This is a genomic window from Amycolatopsis sp. PSD-21, from assembly GCF_055561455.1.
Genome location: NZ_CM145712.1, coordinates 7,248,691 through 7,265,014 on the forward strand (window position 1 = coordinate 7,248,691; position 16,324 = coordinate 7,265,014).

The window sequence follows — 16,324 nt, forward strand, 5'->3', positions numbered from 1 at the left end:
CTCACACCTCTTGCTTCTGCGTCTGCTTGCGCATTCCGGCGAGCCCCGCCTGCCTCGCCCTGTCGACGACGCCCGCGATCTCCCTCGAAACCGCTTCAACGTCTTCCGGTGCCGAGGTATGCCCGAACGAGAACCGCAGCGACCCGCGCGCGGCCGCGGGTTCGGCACCCATGGCCAGCAGCACGTGGCTCGGCTGCGCGACACCCGCCGTGCACGCCGAACCGGTGGAACATTCGATGCCCTTGGCGTCCAGGAGCATCAACAGGCTGTCACCCGCGCAACCGGGGAAGGTGAAGTGGGCGTGCGTGGGCAGCCGATCGCCCTCGCCGCCGTTGAGCACCACGTCCGGCACCTCGCGCCGGACGGCCTCGATCAGGTCGTCCCGCAGCTCGGCGACGCGTTTGGCGTACTCCTCGCGGCCGTCGACCGCGACCTTCACCGCCGTCGCGAACGCGATCACCGCGGGGACGTCGAGCGTGCCCGAACGCACGGCGCGCTCCTGGCCGCCGCCGTGCAGGACCGGCACGCACGCGGTGTCGCGGCCGAGCAGCAGCGCGCCGACGCCGTACGGGCCGCCCAGCTTGTGCGCGGTGAGGGTCAGCGCCGCGGCGCCGCTTTCGGTGAAGTCGACCGGTACCGCGCCGACGGCCTGGACGGCGTCGGTGTGCAGTGGGATCTCGTGCCCGGCGCAGACGGCGGCGAGCTCGGCGACCGGGTTGATCGTGCCGACCTCGTTGTTCGCCCACATCACGGTGGCCAGCGCGACCGTCTCGGGGCTGTCGCCGATCGCGGTGCGCAGCGACTCGGGGGTGACCCGGCCCGCCTGGTCGACCTCGACCCAGGTGATCTCGGCGCCCGCGTGCTGCTCCAGCCATTCGACGGACTCGAGGACGGCGTGGTGCTCGACGGTGCTGCACAGCACCCTGTTCCGCTTCGGGTCCTCGCCGTTGCGGGCCCAGAAGATGCCCTTGACCGCGAGGTTGTCGCTCTCCGTGCCACCGGCGGTGAAGATCACCTCGGACGGCCGGGCGCCCAGCGCCTCCGCGATCACCTCGCGGGCTTCTTCGACCCGGCGGCGCGCCCGGCGTCCCGACGAATGCAGCGCGGAGGCGTTGCCCACTGTGGACAGCGCCTCGGACATCGCCGCTACGGCTTCGGGCAACATCGGGGTGGTCGCCGCGTGGTCGAGATAGGTCATCGCTACACCAGGGTAGCCCGCTCCGGGGCGTGACCAAGCCCACCCTGGTCAGCGGGTGGCGGCGCTCATATCCGACGGCCACCGGCCGGTCAGCCGCACCCCCAGCAACGCGATGCCGGTCAGCACCACCGAAAGCACCAGGATCGCCACCGAAGGCTCCTTCGCCGACGCCAGCGAAGCGAGCAGGACACCGCCCAAACCGATGGTCAGAGCCGATCCGACCCAGTCGCCGAGCTGCAGCGCCGACGTGTTGAACCCGCGCTCGGCCTCCGGCGAGTAGCGGAGCAGCAGTACCGAGATCGCGGGCATCGCGATCCCCATCCCGGAGCCGCCGACGGCCGACGCCACGAACGCCATCCAGCCGGGGAACGAGGGCAGCGGGACGAAGACGAAGATCGCCAGACCGGCCGCGACCAGCGCGAACCCGGTCCGCAGCGACGCTTCGCGCGACCAGTCGAGCATGCGGCCCTGGAGCATCGACCCCGCCGACCAGCCCAGCGCGGTCACCGTCAGCGGCAGCCCGGCCAGCGCGGGGCTGTAGCCGTGGACCTCGGTCATCGTGAGCGGCAGATAGGCCTCCATCCCGGCGTACGCGCCCGCGATCAGCGCGCGCGAAGCGATCACTGTCGGCAACCCCGGGCGCGACGTCAGCGTCCCGGCGGGCAGGAGTTTGCGGAGCGCGTACGCGAGCGCGGCCAGGCCGGCGCCGCCGTAGGCCAGCGCCGCGAGGGACGGATGCTGCGCCGCCCAGGTGAGCGCGGCGACACCGAGGGCGGCGATCACCGCGGGCACGACGCCCGCCCGCCTGGCGGATTCGCCGGGTACGTGGGACGGCAGCTTGCGCGTGACGACGACCAGCAGCGCGAGCCCGATCCCGGTGAGCGGGATCAGCCCGAGGAACACCCAGCGCCAGCCGGCGCTCACGGTCACCACGCCCGCGATCGAAGGACCGATCACCGCCGGCAGCACCCACGCGGCGGCGTTGGCGGCGTAGATCACCGGGCGTTCGCGGTCGCTGAAGGTGAGCGCGATCAGCAGCGACACCGAGACCAGCAGGAGGCCGGAACCGAAGCCCTGCAATCCCCTGCCGAGCAGGAGCAGCGGCATGTCGTGCGCGAGTCCCGCGACGAGCAGCCCGGCGGCGAACAACGCGGTACCGGCGAGCAGCGCGGGCGCCGGGCCCTTGCGGTCGCCGAGGCGTCCGGAAAGGACGGTCGCGACCACGCTGGCGACCAGGAACGTGGTGAACGGCCAGGCGTACAGCGCGAGGCCGTCGAGATCGGCCACCATCGTCGGCATCGCGGTGGCGACGCCCATGCTCTCGAACGCGATGAGCGTGACCATGAGCAGCAGTCCGATGGTGGTCACGCGGTGTTCAGGTGTCCAGAGCACACCCTTCGGCTTGGCCTCGTCCCCAGTGATCGTCATACGACGAGCCTGCAACCTCCAGCCCGGTGGAGGTCAAGCTCAAGACACCGACTCCAGACGCAGCTCACGCGCCAGCACCGCGGCCTCGCCGCGCGACGTGACCTCCAGCTTCCCCAAGATCTTCCGCACGTGGAACTTCACCGTGTGCTCGGTCAGCGCCAGCTCTTCGGCGATCTGCCGGTTGCGTTTCCCGCGCGCGATCCCGGCGAGGACTTCGAGTTCGCGCGGGTTGAGCCGGTCGAGCGGGCGCAGTTCCGGCGTCTCCTGGACGCCCAGCGGCAGGACCGCGGTGATCGTGGCCCCCCAATCGGGTACGGCGTCGACTTCCCAACGGCCGCCGAGCGGGGTGATCCGCTCGGTGAGACCGGTGGCGGGCACGGCGCGGGCGACGTCCGGGCCGTCGTCGCGCACGGTGACCCGGAGGTGCTGCCCGTCGATCCGCCAGGACGCCCGGACCCGGCCGGCGCCCCGCTCCAGCGCGGCGAGCACGAGGCCGCGCGAGACCGTGCGCGCGGTGTGCGCGATGTCCTGCGGGAGCGGCCGTTCGTCGTCCGGCCCGGCGAGGTCGACGGTCACGTCGTCGTGGCGCACCAACGGAGCCAGCTGCGTGACGAGGGTGCCGAACGCCTCCGACGCCGGCTCAGCCGAGAGTTCCTGATCGCGGTCGGCGATCGAGCGCAGTTCGACCAGCGCGGTCGCGGCGAGATCGGTCGCGGTCTGCCGGGCGGCGGCGTCGCCGAGCTTGCGGGACCGCAGCACCGCGAGCAGCGACGTCAGCGTGGTCGCGTGCGTCTGCCCCAGATCGGTGATCGCCCGCGCCCGCGCGGTGGCCGCCGCGATGTTGCTCTCCAGGACGGCGGGCTCGGGGTCGGTGGCGCGCTGGGCGGCGTTCACGCTGACGATGTCCCACAGCTTCGCGACGAAGTCGAGCGCGCTGCCCGACGGCTCGTCCTCGGTGGGGACGAGCGCGATCATCGCGCCCTTGCCGATCACCGGCGCCGAGGTCAGGACGACGAGTTTCCGGCGTTTCCCGCCGAGTGTCCCTTCGGCCACCACCGCCTTGCCCGGGACGCCGAGCGCGGCGAGCCGCTGAAGTTCGGCGCTCGTGACCGCGCCGGTGATCGCCGGATCGCCGTGGACCTTGATCGGCAGGCGGGAGCAGTCACCGGTCTCCATCGCGGCGGCGCGGTGCGGCAGCACGGCCGCGGCCGTCGCGGAGAAGCGCGGCAGGAGTTCGGGGCGCGGAGCGGCGAGCATGTACTCGACCTGGCTCAGCACGTGCAGCGGGTCCATGACCCCACAGTAAGCGCGTTCCGGCGCGGGGACGCTGCTCTCCCGGCTAGTGAACACTGCTCGTCCGGCTGGTTCGGGCGAGGCCCGGGCGCCGGTTGACTGATCGCAGCGAAGAAATCCGATGAGGAGTGAACATGCGAGCGATCACCATCACCCAGTACGGCGAAGCGGATGTCCTGCAGGCGGCCGAGGTTCCGCTGCCGGAGCCCGGCCAGGGTCAGGTGCGGGTCGCGGTCAAGGCCGCGGGCGTCAACCCGATCGACTGGAAGATCAGGTCCGGCGCGATGGCGGAGGTCCGCCCGGTCGACTTCCCGCACATCCTCGGCCTGGAACTGGCTGGCGTCGTGGACGCGGTGGGCGAAGGCGCCGATTTCGCCGTCGGTGACGAGGTCTTCGGCTGGTCCGACACCGGCGCTTACGCGGAGTACGCGCTGGCGACCACCGTCATCCGCAAGCCCGCGGGCCTTTCGTGGGCGGAGGCCGCCTCGCTGCCCATCGTCGGTGAGACGGCGTTGCGGGTGCTGGGCGAACTCGAGGTCAAGCCGGGCGAGACGGTGGTGATCCACGGCGCGAGCGGTCAGGTCGGCCGGATCGCGACGCAGGCCGCGGTCGCGCTGGGCGCCACGGTCGTCGGGCTCGCCGGGGCTTCGTCACTCGACGAGGTGAAGGAGCTCGGCGGGGTGCCGGTGCGGTACGGCGACGGCTGGGTGCCGCGGGTCCGTTCGGTCGCGCCGGACGGCGTCGACGCGGTGTTCGACGCGGCGGGCTTCGGTGTCCTGGCCGAGTCCGTCGACCTGCTCGGCTCACCCGACCGGCTGATCACCATCGCGGACCCGGCGGCTTACGCACAGGGGCTGAAGTTCTCGGCGAGCGGCTCGCAAACCCAGGCCGTGCTGGAGGATCTGGTCGCGCGGGAGCTGAAGCTGAAGCTGGGGTCGAGTTACGCGCTCGCCGATGCCGCCGAAGCGCACCGCGAGAGCGCGACCGGTCACGCGGGCGGGAAGATCACGCTGGCCCTGTCCTGAACCTCGTGAGTGGTAAGGACGGTTCTAACCGTCCTTACCACTCACGAGACCAGACACCTTCGTGACCTCCACTGCCGCCGGAACCGCTGCCGCGCGCCGCCGCCGCTGCACCGGGATCTGCACCCGCCCGAGCGCCGCCTGCACCGCGGATTCCGCCAGCAGGGCCAGTTCCCGCCGGTCCGCGGCGCGGCCCGGCGCGATCTCCGGGCACACGTGCACCTCCAGCACCAGACCGCGCAGTGCCGCGACCCGCCGCAGCGAGGCGATGAGCGACTCCGGCCCGATGAACGCCGGCTGGGTCGTCTCCCGCCCGTCGGCGAGCCGGAACCGCAGCGCGAGCGGCCGCACCGGGACCCCGCCGTCGATCGCGGCCTGGAAGGTCGCCGGGCGGAACCGGCCCGAGCCGAGACCGCACCAGGTGGTGCCTTCCGGCGTCACGCTCACGAGTGATCCGCCGCGCATCGCGTCGGCGAGTTCGTCCATCGTCGCGGGCAGGCTCCGCAGGTTCTCCCGGTCGAGGAAGATGCTGCCGCCGCGGCGCACCAGCAGGCCGAGCACCGGCCAGGCGCCGACCTCCTTCTTGGCGAGCGCCCGCATCGGCTGGACGGCGTTGACCGCGATGATGTCCAGCCACGAGATGTGGTTGTTCACCACGAGCGCGCCACGGCCGGGCACGGCACGGAACCGCTCGTCGCCGAGCACGCGCAGCTTCACCCCGAAGGATTTCAAGATCCCGACGAAGAGCAGGCGCACCAGCCGTTCCCGGGGCATACCGCGCAGCACGAGCACCAGCGGCGCCGACAGGAAGGCGCCGAAGATGACGCCGATCGCCGCGGTGAACCGCAGGACGCGCCGGCCGAACGCCACCGTCGGCGCCCCTTCGCTCAGGCAGCCGTCGCCGCACGGCGACTTCGGCATCCAGGCGTGGGTCATCCCTGCACTCCCAGGAAGTACTTGAGGTATCGCTCGTCGACGTTGTGCAGATCCAGCAGGACGAAGAAGTCCGCGACACCGAAATCCGCGTCGAGCGCGGGCGGGCCGTAGATCTTCGCACCCAGGCGGGTGTAGCCCTTGATGAGCGGCGGGAGGATCGCGCGGGCGGGCCGCTCGACACCCTCGGTCCGCCACGGGTTGAGCGGCGTCACCCGAAGGGATTCATCCGCGTAGTGCTTGGCGCGCAGGACATCCCAGACGCCCGCCGCGTAGGCTCCGCCGTCGGTCAGCGGCACGGAGGCGCAGCCCGCGAGATACCGGTGGCCCGCCAGCAGCATGTAGCGCCCGATCCCCGCCCAGACGAGGCTCACCACGGCGCCGCTGCGGTGATCGGGATGCACGCACGAACGCCCCGTCTCGACCAGCGAAGGCCGCAGCGAATCGAGCGCGGTGAGATCGAATTCGCTGTCGGAGTAAAGCTTTCCCGCCCGCGCGGCCCGATCGGGCGGCAGCATCCGGTACGTGCCCACGATCTCGCCGGTGTTGTCGTCCCGCACCACGAGGTGGTCGCAGAACTCGTCGAAGTAGTCGACGTCGAGCCCGGGTTCGAGGGAATTGAGCGTCGCCCCCATTTCCTCGGCGAACACCTGATGGCGAAGGCGTTGCGCGGCAACGACTTCTTCGTTCCCGTTCGCCACGAGAAGGGAGTAACGCGGCGCATCGGCCGGGAGTTCGACACCTGCCTGGTCAGTACTGACGAGGAGCTGTGACGTCGTCATGACCCAGGTCTACCCCTCAGGGGGTACCAACGACAATGCGCCCGATGGCCGAATAGTGCACGTTCAGTTAATTGCGGGTTCTCAGGGTTCTCTCAGGCTGGAAGATCACTTTCGGATCACAGAAAAGGGACCGCCCGGGAAATAAATCCCGGACGGTCCGCTCCTAACGAAGGACTCAGCCCTTGCGCTTCTGGACCTCTTCGGTCAGCTGCGGCGCGACGTTGAACAGGTCGCCCACCACACCGAAGTCGGCGATCTCGAAGATCGGCGCCTCGGCGTCCTTGTTGACCGCGATGATGGTCTTCGAGGTCTGCATACCCGCGCGGTGCTGGATCGCGCCGGAGATGCCGAGCGCGATGTACAGCTGCGGCGAGACCGTCTTACCGGTCTGGCCGACCTGGAACTGCGCCGGGTAGTAGCCCGAGTCGACGGCGGCGCGGGAAGCACCGACGGCGGCACCGAGCGAGTCGGCGAGCGCCTCGACGACGTCGAACTTGTCGGCCGAGCCGACACCGCGCCCACCGGAGACGACGACCGAGGCCTCGGTCAGCTCCGGCCGGTCGCCGCCGACGATCGGCTCGACGCCGGTGATCCTGGCGGACTTCGCCGGGTCACCCGCGGGGACCTCGACGGTCTCCTCGGCGGCGGCACCCTCGGCCGGGGCCGCCTCGACCGCGCCCGGGCGGACCGAGATGACCGGGATGCCCTTGGTGGACTTGGACTTCACCGAGAACGCGCCACCGAAGATGGACTGGTCGACGCTGCCGTCGCCGTTCACGCCGACGGCGTCGTACAGCAGACCGGAGCCGAGGCGGACCGCGACCCGGGCGGACACCTCCTTGCCCTCGGCGCTGGCCGCGACGAGCACGGCGGCCGGGGAGGTCCGCTCCGCGAGCGCGGCGAGGACGTCCACCTTCGGGGTGACCAGGAAGCCGGTGGCGTTGTCGCCCTCGGCGACGTACACCTTGGCGGCGCCGTGCGCGGCGAGGGCTTCCTTCGCCTTGGCGGCGGTGCCGGTCGGGCCGACGACGACCGCGGACGGCTCACCCAGTTCACGAGCGGCGGTCAGCAGCTCGAGCGTGACCTTCTTGACTTCACCGTCGACGTGGTCGACGAGGACGAGTACTTCAGCCATTTCCCTATTCCTCCTCGAAACCTGTCTCAGATGAGCTTCTGCGCGACCAGGTAGGCGGCCACCTTGCTGCCGCCGTCACCCTCGTCCTCGACGCGCTCGCCGGCGGTGCGCGGCGGCTTCGGGGAGGCTTCGAGCACGGACGACCAGGCGTTGCCGAGGCCGACCTCGCCGGCGTCGACGCCGAGGTCCGCGACGGTCAGCGTCTCGACCGGCTTCTTCTTCGCGGCCATGATGCCCTTGAAGGAGGGGTAGCGCGGCTCGTTGATCTTCTCGCCGACGCTCACCACCGCGGGCAGGTTCGCCTCGAGGTGCGTGACGCCGTCCTCGGTGTAGCGGTCGGCCTTGATCGAGGTGCCCTCGACGGTCAGCTCGTTCACGTGGGTCAGCTGCGGCAGGCCGAGCAGCTCGGCGATGATCGCCGGCACGGCGCCACCGCGGCCGTCGGAGGCCTCGTTACCGGTGATGACCAGGTCGAAGCCTTCGACCTTCGAGATCGCGGCGGCGAGCACCTTGGCGGTGGCGATCGCGTCGGAGCCGTGCAGGGCCTCGTCGGAGACGTGGATGGCCTTGTCGGCACCCATGGACAGCGCCTTGCGGATCGCGTCGGTCGCGCGGTCGGGACCCACCGAGACGACGGTGACCTCGCCCTCGCCGGCTTCCTTGATCTTCAGGGCTTCTTCGACGGCCTTCTCGTTGATCTCGTCGAGCACGGCGTCGGCGGATTCGCGGTCAAGAGTGTTGTCGGCACCGGAGAGCTTCCGCTCCGAGTAGGTGTCCGGTACCTGCTTGACCAGGACAACGATGTTCGTCATGGGTCTACTTCGACCTCCCGTTGGTGGCCGGCGTCGGCCACGGGGCAACAGCTCTACTGGCCGGTAGATTAGGGCCATTTCAGCGTCGCGGCCCCCCGAGGTGACCTCATTCACCTGGATGCACGTTTTACTGGGACCATCGTCCAGGTAATTCACCCGTAAGTGAGTGTTACCGGCCGACTAACCCGAACGGCCGTATTCCGGGGTACTCGCGCCGAGGGTGAGGCGATAGCCTGCCCGACCATGCGTTCCATGCCCGGCCCCGTCGCCGTGATCACGGACTCCACCGCCTGCCTTCCCGCCCCGGTCGCCGAACGCTGGGGAATCGGCGTCGTTCAGGTGCAACTGCAGGTCGGAGAGCAGTTCGACGAAGAGAACCGCTACGACCGCGAGGAGATCATCGGCCATCTGCGCGCCGGGACCCCGGTGAAGACGGCGCCGCCCGAGGTCGCCGCGTTCTTCTGGGCGTTCCAGGACGCCGCGAGCAAGGGCGCCTCCGCGATCGTCAGCATCCACATCTCGGGCCGCATGTCGGAGACGGTGAACGCCGCCCGCGAGGCCGCCCAGCAGGTGAACGTCCCGGTGCACGTCCTCGACAGCGGGACCACCGGCATGAGCCTCGGTTTCGCGGCGACCTCGGCGGCCAAGGTCGCCGCCGCCGGCGGGCAGGCCACCCGGGTGATCGACGCGGCCGAACGCCGGTTCCGCGGCAGCCGGGAGATCCTCTACGTCGACACGCTGGAGTTCCTGCGCCGCGGCGGCCGCATCGGCGCCGCGCAGGCCTTCCTCGGCTCGGCGTTCTCGATCAAACCCCTGCTGACGGTGAAGAACGGCGAGGTCGCCCCGCTGACCCGGGTGCCGGGCCAGCGGCGGGCGCTCAACAAACTCGTCGACCTCGCGGTGGAGTGCGCGGGCGATCAGGACGTGGAGGTCGCCATCACCCGGTTCGGCCCGGACGAACGCGATCTCGAGATCGGCGGACGGCTGCGGGCGCGGCTGCCGCATATGGTCGACAGCACCCTGGTGGACGCCAGCATGATCCTCGGCGCCCACCTCGGCCCCGGCGCCATCGGCATCACGGTTTCGCCGGTGTGACCCGCTTCGACGGGATCAGCGCCAGCACGATCGGGAGCACCGCGCCCAGCGCCGTCGTCACGACGATCAGCACCTGGTCCACCGGCTCGAAATGCGAGACGTGCCCCAGGTGGTAGAGGAAGTGCGGGAGCCCGAAACAGAAGGTGGCGAGCGCGGCGAGCCTGGCCACGGCGGTCGTCCCGATCACGGCGGCGCCGATCAGGATCGCGGAAAGCGCCAGGTTGAGGCCGCCGAAGTCCTGGATCAGGTGTTCGTTGAAGGGGCCGTCCATCGCCACCCAGCCGGTGCGGAACCCCGGGAAGTCCCGGTAGAAGCCCTCCGGGCTGATCAGCGGCCACAGCCCGACGGGCAGTTCGATGAGACCGAAGACGACGAGCAGTACGCGGGTGAATGTCCGTTGCATACCTCCTGGACTGGACAGCGCCGCGAAACGTGACACACGGGCCGAGTGACCGGCCGGTAGGGTCGCGGCGTGACCACCCCAGCCACCAGGGCCGAAGCGCTGCACCTCACCGGTGAACGCACCGTGCCGGGCATCGCCGAGGAGAATTACTGGTTCCGGCGCCACGAGGCCGCGTATCAAAAGCTCCTGTCGCTGTGCGAAGGCAAGACCGTCCTGGAGGCCGGGTGCGGCGAGGGTTACGGCGCCGGGCTCATCGCCACGGTCGCCGAGCGGGTGCTCGCCCTCGACTACGACGTCCCCACCACCGAGCACGTCGCCCGCCGCTACCCCGGCATCGGCGTGGCCAGGGCGAACCTGGTGTTCCTGCCGCTGCGCGACGCCTCGGTCGACGTCGTCGCCAACTTCCAGGTGATCGAGCACCTCTGGGACCAGGGCGCCTTCCTCGCCGAATGCCGCCGCGTGCTCTCCCCCGGCGGACGGCTGATCGTCACCACGCCCAACCGGCTGACCTTCACCCCGGACAGCGACACCCCGCTCAACCCGTTCCACACCAGGGAACTCGCACCGTCCGAATTGGACGGACTGCTGCGCGGCGCCGGTTTCGAGGTCGAGACGCTGCACGGCCTCCACCACGGCGAGGGTGTCGCGAAGCTGGACGCCAAGTACGGCGGCTCGATCATCGACGCGCAGCTCGACGTCGTCATGGGGCAGCTGCCCGGGCAGGCGACCTGGCCTGCCGAACTGCTCGCCGACGTCGAAGCCATCCAGGCCACGGACTTCGCGATCCACGGCGAAGACCTCGACGCCAGCCTCGATCTCGTGGCCGTGGCGGTGCGCGGATGAGCGAGTACGAAGGCACGTTCTGCCTCGTCGTGCACAGCCACCTGCCGTGGCTGCCGCACCACGGGTCCTGGCCGGTCGGCGAAGAATGGCTTTACCAGGCGTGGGCGCACTCCTATCTGCCGATGGTCGACCTCCTGCGCCGCTTCGCCGACGAGGGCCGCGAGGACGTCCTCACCCTCGGGATGACGCCGATCCTCGCCGCCCAGCTTGACGACCCGTACTGCATCGACGCCTTCCACGACTGGCTCGGGCATTGGCAGCTGCGCTCCTGGCACGCGTCCACGCTGTGGCGCGGCGACCCGCTGCTGCGCGAGCTCGCGGCGAGCGAATACCGGACGGCGCTCAAGGCATCGGAAGAACTCGAAACCCACTGGCGGCACGGTTTCTCGCCGATCCTTCGGTCCTTTGTGGACAACGGGACGATCGAACTGCTCGGCGGCCCCCTGGCGCATCCGTTCCAGCCGCTGCTCGATCCGGCGGTCCGCGACTTCATGCTGCGCGGCGGGCTGGCCGACACCGCGCTGCGGATCGGACGGCGTCCCGAGGGCATTTGGGCACCTGAATGCGGTTACGCGCCCGGAATGGAAGCCGGATACGCCGCCGCGGGCGTCCGGCGGTTCATGGTCGACGGGCCGTCCCTGCACGGCGACACCTCGGCGGCGCGGACCGTCGGTGATTCCGACGTCGTCTGCTTCGGCCGCGACCTCGAAGTCACGTACCGCGTCTGGTCGCCGAAGGCCGGCTACCCCGGCCATGCCGCGTACCGCGACTTCCACACCTGGGCGCACGAAGTCGGCCTCAAACCGTCCAGGGTGACCGGCAAGACCGTCGAGCCACCGGACAAGGCGCCGTACGACCCGGCGATGGCGACGGCCACCCTCGGCGGCCACGTCCAGGACTTCGTCGACACCGTCGTCGCCCGCCTGCGTTCGCTCAAGGCCGAGCACGGCCGCGAATCGCTCGTCGTCGCCGCGTACGACACCGAACTCTTCGGACACTGGTGGCACGAGGGCCCGGCCTGGCTCGAAGGTGTCCTGCGCGCGCTGCCCGAGGCGGGCGTCCGCGTCACCACGCTCAAGGGCGCGCTCGAAGCGGGTCACCTCGGCGGGAAGGTCGATCTCCCGGCGTCGTCGTGGGGCTCGGGCAAGGACTGGCGGGTCTGGGACGGCGAGCAGGTCGCCGACATGGTGCGGGACAACGCCGCGCTGCAGCACCGGATGCTGGACCTGGTCACCGGGATGGACACGACGACCCGCGACGCCGTCCGCGACCAGGCCGTCGCCGAGGCGATGCTGGCGCTGTCGAGCGACTGGGCGTTCATGGTCACCAAGGATTCCGCCGCCGACTACGCGCGGCGGCGGGCGAAGGTGCACACCGAACGGTTCGACACGCTCGCCGGGCTGCTCCGCGACGGTGCGCTCGACCGCGCGCGGGAGACCGCGGCCGCGTTCCGGCGCGACGACGGACCGTTCGGCCACGTCGACGCGCGTGATCTGCTGAGGAAATGACGAAAGGGAGAGCATGGGGATCCACGACATTCCGCTGAAGACGCTCGCGGGCGAGGACACGACGCTCGGCGCGCTCGAGGGCAAGACGCTGCTGGTGGTGAACGTGGCGTCGAAATGCGGGCTGACGCCGCAGTACACCGGGCTGGAGAAGCTGCAGGAACGCTACGCGGACAAGGGTTTCTCCGTCGTCGGGTTCCCGTGCAACCAGTTCGCCGGCCAGGAGCCGGGCACCGCCGAGGAGATCCAGACCTTCTGCTCGACGACGTACGGCGTTTCGTTCCCGCTGTTCGAAAAGCTGGACGTGAACGGCGAAACCCGGCACCCGCTCTACGCCGAGCTGACCAAGGCGGCCGACGCGGAAGGCGCCGCCGGGGACGTGCAGTGGAATTTCGAGAAGTTCCTCGTCGCCCCGTCCGGTGAAGTGGTGGGACGATTCCGCCCGCGCACCGAACCCGAGGACGAAGTGATCACCAAGGCGATCGACGCCACGATCGGCTGACCCGCGCTTTCCACCGAACAGGCCGGCTCTCCGGAGCCGGCCTGTTTCCTTTTCCGGCGATCCGGTGACCAAAGTCCTCGAACACCCCCGGCACTCGCGCGATGGCCGGTTGCTCGATCACAAACCCTTGCCACACAAGGGAAATACTGACATTCGTCGGTGAAGCGCCGTACCCGATTGCACTATGGCGCCGCCCCGCGGACAGGGGAACACTCTTTCGTCGGGAGTCCCGCACTTCGTCAACGCCGACAACCAGAAAAGTGTGGCCGAAATGATCGAGAACAATATGATCCCGGACGATTTCCTCTCCCTCGCGAGCGTGCAGGCGGCCGAAGAGGACTCGTTGCTGAACCGGCAGAACGTGGTGGGTGTCGCGCTCGGTACCAAATGGTCCGGGGGCAGGGACACCGGTGAGAAGGCGATCACCGTCCTCGTCGACACGAAGATGCCGCACGAGATGCTGCGTGACGACGACCTCGTCCCCGCGACGCTGGCGGGCGTGCCCACCGACGTCCAGGAGGTCGGCGTGCTGCAGGCGGGCCGCAGTATCGCGCCACCGAAGGCGAACGGCTCATCCACCGTGCTCGACGACGTCCCGGCGCCGGCCCTGAGCCGCCCCGACGAACTCGCCCGTGAGCAGGTCGGTCCGTTCACCCTCGCCAAGAAGTTCCGCCCGGCGTTCGGCGGGCTCAGCGTCGGGCACTTCAAGATCACCGCCGGCACCTACGGCACCGCGGTCTACGACGCGACGGCGCTGCCCGGCAAACCGCCGCGGTACTACATCCTGAGCAACAACCACGTGCTGGCGAACTCCAACGCGGCCGCCATCGGCGACCCGATCCTGCAGCCCGGCCCGTTCGACGGCGGCGTTGTCCCCACCGACGTCATCGCCAGGCTGAGCCGGTTCGTGCCGATCAAGTTCATCCAGCCGGGGCAGCCGGTGCCGTTGAACTTCGTCGACGCCGCGATCGCCGAAGGCCAGTTCCACGACCTCGACCGGCGGATCTTCTGGGTCGGCGAACTCAAGGGCACCAACGTGGCGCCCGCGGTCGGCACGCTCGTGCAGAAGACCGGCCGGACCACGAACTGGACGACCGGGCGGATCACGAACATCAACGCCACCGTCGACGTGAACTACGGCGGCGGCCGGGTGGCCCGGTTCGCGCAGCAGCTGCTGACCACCGACATGTCGGCCGGTGGCGACTCGGGCAGCCTCGTGGCGGACCTGAGCGAGAACGCCGTCGGCCTGCTGTTCGCCGGCTCGCCGGTGGTCACCGTGATCAACCGGATCTCGCTGGTCGAAGCGTCGCTCGGGATCCGGGTGCATCCGTAGTGGCCGACGAAGTCTCCGACATCGACGCCGCGCTGGTGGCGGCGTCCCGGTGGCTCGACGACGTCCCGGGAGTGGTCGGCGTCGGGCAGGGCGAGGCCGAGGGGGCACCCACGGTCGACGTGTGGATGAACCCCGGTCACGACCCCGGGCAGCTGCCTTCTCAGCTGCTCGGGGTGCCCGTCCGGGTCCGGGATTCGGGTGGGCCGGTGGAGACTCAGCCGGACTGACCCGCTTCGATGACCGCGCGATTGCGGGCCGCGACGGTCGCCGCGTCCGCCTTCACCACCCGCCGGTCGTAGGTGAGCAGGCCGTTGACCTCGTTCTCGACGTCGGTGGTCTGGGTGTAGATCGCGCCGGAAAGGCCGGTTCCGGCGATGATCCGTTCGAGTTGTTCGCTGACCTCGGCATAGCGCTTCGTCAGCTGTGCCGAGGTCGGCGTCATCTCGTAGGCCTGCGGCTCCCCCGGCCAGCGGTGCTCGTCGAGGACCAGGCCGAGGCCGCCGTACTCACCGTCGACGATCACCCTGCCGTCCTTCACCGCGGGCTTTCCCGGCCCGACGTAGGTGTGGTCGTCGTAGACGTCGCCCGCGCCGGTGTCCGGCCGCGAGAAGCAGCAGTTCACCCCGCTGTTCGCGACGACGAGCCTGGTCGGGTCCAGGTCCCTCACCAGCTTCGCGATCCGCGCGGTGTCGAATTCGCCCCAGCCCTCGTTGAACGGCACCCAGCCGACGATCGAGGTCACCCCACGCAACTGCTCGATCATCTCGATCAGTTCCGCCTCGAACCGCGCCTTCGCCTCCGGCACCGGATCGGGCGCCGTCCCTGGCGGGCCGTCGAAGGAGACGGTGAGCGACGGCATGTCCTGCCAGACGAGCAGGCCCAGCCGATCCGCCCAGTGATACCAGCGCTCCGGCTCGACCTTGACGTGTTTGCGGACGAAGTTGAAGCCGAGTTCCTTGGTCTTCTCCAGGTCGAACCGCAACGCCTCGTCGGTGGGGGCGGTGTGGATCCCGTCCGGCCAATAGCCCTGGTCGAGCGGGCCGTGGAGGAAGGTGATCCGGCCGTTGAGCGCGATCCGCGGCCTGCCCTGGACGTCGGTGACCGTCCCGATCGTGCGGAGCCCGGTGTAGGACTCGACGACGTCCAGCGGGTTGCCGCTTTCGTCGAGTAGGCGGACCTGGAGGTCGTAGAGATACGGATCGTCGGGTGTCCAGAGGCGCGGCGAAGGGACCTCCGCGCGCAACTGCTGTCCTGCCTCTCCCTCGACGCGTGCCACTTCCGGGCCGTCGGGCTCGCTCACGATCAGCTCCACCCGGGCGCCGCCTGTGACCTTCGGCACAACCGTCACACCTTCGAGATCCGGCGTCGTCTGGAGATCCCGGACGTGCGCGGACGGCACGGGCTCCAGCCAGACGGTCTGCCAGATACCCGACGCGGCGGTATAGAAGATCCCTTCCGGGGCGTTCCGCTGCTTGCCGACGGGGTGGGTCGAGGCGTCGGTGCGGTCCGTCGCGCGGACGGTCAGTTCCTGCGATCCCGACGGGCGCAACACGCCGGTGATGTCCGCGCTGAAGGCCGTGTATCCGCCTTCGTGGACGGCCACCTTCTGGTTGTTGACCCAGACCTCGGCGGACTGGTCGACGGCGCCGAAGTGGAGCAGCACGCGCTGACCGTCCCAACCGGACGGGACCTCGAAAACCCTGCGATACCAGAGGGTTTCGTCCCGCCGTCCGATACCGGAGAGCGCCGACTCCGGCGGGAACGGCACCAGGATCCGCTCGCCGTATCCGTTCCGGCCGGGTGCGCCGCTGCCCGCGTACTCCCAGACGCCGTTGAGGTTCAGCCAGCGTTCGCGGACCAGCCGCGGACGCGGGTACTCCGGCAGCGCGCCGCCGGGCCCGACGTGTGCGGACCACGGCGTCGAGAGCACCGGTTCGACGGACTTGAAGGCCGGTCCGGCCGCGTTCACCGAAGACGTCATCGACCCGATGGTGGCAAAGATCGTCGCTCCTGTCGCCCTCGATCGGGTTCACCGGGAGG

Annotated in this window: 16 protein-coding genes; 7 read left to right on the forward strand and 9 right to left on the reverse strand. The window is 70.0% G+C overall.

Annotated features, from left to right (window positions below):
* Position 1 precedes the first annotated feature (1 nt).
* Genes ACZ1DY_RS33950 through ACZ1DY_RS33960 form a run of 3 tightly spaced genes read right to left on the reverse strand, consistent with a single transcriptional unit; the run spans position 2 to position 3,919 of the window.
* Positions 2–1,198, reverse strand: coding sequence for a cysteine desulfurase family protein (locus ACZ1DY_RS33950; RefSeq protein WP_465482118.1), 1,197 nt, complete (start codon positions 1,196–1,198; stop codon positions 2–4).
* Between the two features lie 48 nt (positions 1,199–1,246).
* Positions 1,247–2,641, reverse strand: a complete 1,395-nt coding sequence (locus ACZ1DY_RS33955) for an MFS transporter (RefSeq protein WP_465482119.1) — start codon at positions 2,639–2,641, stop codon at positions 1,247–1,249.
* 24 nt (positions 2,642–2,665) lie between these two features.
* Positions 2,666–3,919: a helix-turn-helix transcriptional regulator gene (locus ACZ1DY_RS33960; RefSeq protein ID WP_257484792.1), complete on the reverse strand. Its 1,254-nt coding sequence runs from the start codon at positions 3,917–3,919 to the stop codon at positions 2,666–2,668.
* Positions 3,920–4,053: 134 nt separating this feature from the next.
* Here ACZ1DY_RS33960 and ACZ1DY_RS33965 point away from each other — a divergent pair, with 134 nt between their 5' ends.
* A complete protein-coding gene (locus ACZ1DY_RS33965) occupies positions 4,054–4,944 on the forward strand; it encodes an NADP-dependent oxidoreductase (RefSeq protein WP_257484791.1) in 891 nt (296 codons plus the stop codon).
* 24 nt (positions 4,945–4,968) lie between these two features.
* On the opposite strand, the gene ACZ1DY_RS33970 is transcribed toward ACZ1DY_RS33965, so the two are convergent.
* From ACZ1DY_RS33970 to ACZ1DY_RS33985, 4 genes are all read right to left on the reverse strand, one after another.
* On the reverse strand, positions 4,969–5,877 hold the full coding sequence (locus ACZ1DY_RS33970) for a lysophospholipid acyltransferase family protein (RefSeq protein ID WP_257484790.1): 909 nt from the start codon (positions 5,875–5,877) through the stop codon (positions 4,969–4,971).
* Complete coding sequence (locus tag ACZ1DY_RS33975; protein WP_257484789.1) at positions 5,874–6,656, reverse strand: GNAT family N-acetyltransferase; 783 nt, start codon at positions 6,654–6,656, stop codon at positions 5,874–5,876. Before ACZ1DY_RS33975 ends, ACZ1DY_RS33970 begins: the two co-directional genes overlap by 4 nt.
* 175 nt (positions 6,657–6,831) lie before the next feature.
* Complete coding sequence (locus ACZ1DY_RS33980) at positions 6,832–7,791, reverse strand: electron transfer flavoprotein subunit alpha/FixB family protein (protein WP_126734520.1); 960 nt, start codon at positions 7,789–7,791, stop codon at positions 6,832–6,834.
* A 26-nt stretch (positions 7,792–7,817) separates the two neighbouring features.
* Positions 7,818–8,603, reverse strand: a complete 786-nt coding sequence (locus tag ACZ1DY_RS33985; protein WP_126734521.1) for an electron transfer flavoprotein subunit beta/FixA family protein — start codon at positions 8,601–8,603, stop codon at positions 7,818–7,820.
* Positions 8,604–8,846: 243 nt separating this feature from the next.
* Between ACZ1DY_RS33985 and ACZ1DY_RS33990 the strand changes: the two genes are divergently transcribed.
* Positions 8,847–9,698, forward strand: coding sequence for a DegV family protein (locus ACZ1DY_RS33990; RefSeq protein WP_457951781.1), 852 nt, complete (start codon positions 8,847–8,849; stop codon positions 9,696–9,698).
* On the opposite strand, the gene ACZ1DY_RS33995 is transcribed toward ACZ1DY_RS33990, so the two are convergent.
* Positions 9,679–10,101: a hypothetical protein gene (locus tag ACZ1DY_RS33995; RefSeq protein WP_257484786.1), complete on the reverse strand. Its 423-nt coding sequence runs from the start codon at positions 10,099–10,101 to the stop codon at positions 9,679–9,681. The genes ACZ1DY_RS33990 and ACZ1DY_RS33995 overlap by 20 nt on opposite strands.
* A 69-nt stretch (positions 10,102–10,170) precedes the next feature.
* Here ACZ1DY_RS33995 and ACZ1DY_RS34000 point away from each other — a divergent pair, with 69 nt between their 5' ends.
* From ACZ1DY_RS34000 to ACZ1DY_RS34020, 5 genes are all read left to right on the forward strand, one after another.
* A complete protein-coding gene (locus ACZ1DY_RS34000) occupies positions 10,171–10,944 on the forward strand; it encodes a class I SAM-dependent methyltransferase (RefSeq protein ID WP_465482120.1) in 774 nt (257 codons plus the stop codon).
* Complete coding sequence (locus tag ACZ1DY_RS34005; RefSeq protein ID WP_465482121.1) at positions 10,941–12,452, forward strand: 1,4-alpha-glucan branching protein domain-containing protein; 1,512 nt, start codon at positions 10,941–10,943, stop codon at positions 12,450–12,452. The genes ACZ1DY_RS34000 and ACZ1DY_RS34005 overlap by 4 nt, the downstream gene beginning before the upstream one ends.
* A gap of 13 nt (positions 12,453–12,465) precedes the next feature.
* Positions 12,466–12,951, forward strand: coding sequence for a glutathione peroxidase (locus ACZ1DY_RS34010; protein ID WP_126734526.1), 486 nt, complete (start codon positions 12,466–12,468; stop codon positions 12,949–12,951).
* A gap of 271 nt (positions 12,952–13,222) precedes the next feature.
* Positions 13,223–14,284, forward strand: a complete 1,062-nt coding sequence (locus ACZ1DY_RS34015; RefSeq protein ID WP_257484783.1) for a S1 family peptidase — start codon at positions 13,223–13,225, stop codon at positions 14,282–14,284.
* Positions 14,284–14,511, forward strand: coding sequence for a hypothetical protein (locus tag ACZ1DY_RS34020; RefSeq protein ID WP_465482122.1), 228 nt, complete (start codon positions 14,284–14,286; stop codon positions 14,509–14,511). Before ACZ1DY_RS34015 ends, ACZ1DY_RS34020 begins: the two co-directional genes overlap by 1 nt.
* Here ACZ1DY_RS34020 and ACZ1DY_RS34025 read toward each other — a convergent pair.
* The gene (locus ACZ1DY_RS34025) at positions 14,499–16,265 is read right to left on the reverse strand and encodes a glycoside hydrolase family 2 protein (RefSeq protein ID WP_465482123.1); all 1,767 of its coding nucleotides are present in this window, start codon (positions 16,263–16,265) and stop codon (positions 14,499–14,501) included. The genes ACZ1DY_RS34020 and ACZ1DY_RS34025 overlap by 13 nt on opposite strands.
* Between the last annotated feature and the right edge of the window lie 59 nt (positions 16,266–16,324).

Bases quoted from the DNA above. Each gene is read 5' to 3' on its own strand.
- ACZ1DY_RS33965 (WP_257484791.1), top strand. From the start codon at position 4,054: ATGCGAGCGATCACCATCACCCAGTACGGCGAAGCGGATGTCCTGCAG.
- ACZ1DY_RS33970 (WP_257484790.1), bottom strand. From the start codon at position 5,877: ATGACCCACGCCTGGATGCCGAAGTCGCCGTGCGGCGACGGCTGCCTG.
- ACZ1DY_RS33975 (WP_257484789.1), bottom strand. From the start codon at position 6,656: ATGACGACGTCACAGCTCCTCGTCAGTACTGACCAGGCAGGTGTCGAA.
- ACZ1DY_RS34025 (WP_465482123.1), bottom strand. From the start codon at position 16,265: ATGACGTCTTCGGTGAACGCGGCCGGACCGGCCTTCAAGTCCGTCGAA.
- ACZ1DY_RS33980 (WP_126734520.1), bottom strand. From the start codon at position 7,791: ATGGCTGAAGTACTCGTCCTCGTCGACCACGTCGACGGTGAAGTCAAG.
- ACZ1DY_RS33985 (WP_126734521.1), bottom strand. From the start codon at position 8,603: ATGACGAACATCGTTGTCCTGGTCAAGCAGGTACCGGACACCTACTCG.
- ACZ1DY_RS33995 (WP_257484786.1), bottom strand. From the start codon at position 10,101: ATGCAACGGACATTCACCCGCGTACTGCTCGTCGTCTTCGGTCTCATC.
- ACZ1DY_RS34010 (WP_126734526.1), top strand. From the start codon at position 12,466: ATGGGGATCCACGACATTCCGCTGAAGACGCTCGCGGGCGAGGACACG.
- ACZ1DY_RS33990 (WP_457951781.1), top strand. From the start codon at position 8,847: ATGCGTTCCATGCCCGGCCCCGTCGCCGTGATCACGGACTCCACCGCC.
- ACZ1DY_RS34005 (WP_465482121.1), top strand. From the start codon at position 10,941: ATGAGCGAGTACGAAGGCACGTTCTGCCTCGTCGTGCACAGCCACCTG.
- ACZ1DY_RS33950 (WP_465482118.1), bottom strand. From the start codon at position 1,198: ATGACCTATCTCGACCACGCGGCGACCACCCCGATGTTGCCCGAAGCC.
- ACZ1DY_RS33960 (WP_257484792.1), bottom strand. From the start codon at position 3,919: ATGGACCCGCTGCACGTGCTGAGCCAGGTCGAGTACATGCTCGCCGCT.
- ACZ1DY_RS34015 (WP_257484783.1), top strand. From the start codon at position 13,223: ATGATCGAGAACAATATGATCCCGGACGATTTCCTCTCCCTCGCGAGC.